At 48.4% G+C, this 254-nt stretch carries 1 protein-coding gene; it reads right to left on the bottom strand.

What is annotated here, in order from left to right; genetic code table 11:
- Positions 1 to 254, bottom strand: a 254-nt coding sequence (locus tag AAEY75_RS16140) for a hypothetical protein (protein WP_352260166.1), incomplete at both ends; no start/stop codon positions are given.

Genomic DNA, 254 nt, shown 5'->3' with positions numbered 1-254 from the left:
CCAGCACCTAGAGCAAGGTTATATTCACCTGTAACGTTTGAACCAGCACCGTTACCAAACGCCGAGTTAACTTTACCAACTACATGCGAACCAGAGAAGTTACCAACTGCTGTATTTCTGTCACCGGTAACTGTGTAGCCTGCAGTAGGGCCCATAGCAACGTTAGCACTACCAATTACTGCGTTACCTGAGAACGCACCAATAGCTGTATTGGCGTGACCGTCAACATTACGACCTGCACGCTCACCTAATGC

Origin of the sequence: Psychrobacter sp. TB55-MNA-CIBAN-0194 (assembly GCF_040309505.1) — a bacterium.
GTDB lineage: Bacteria > Pseudomonadota > Gammaproteobacteria > Pseudomonadales > Moraxellaceae > Psychrobacter > Psychrobacter fozii.
This window is presented reverse-complemented; position numbering and strand designations above follow the sequence as displayed.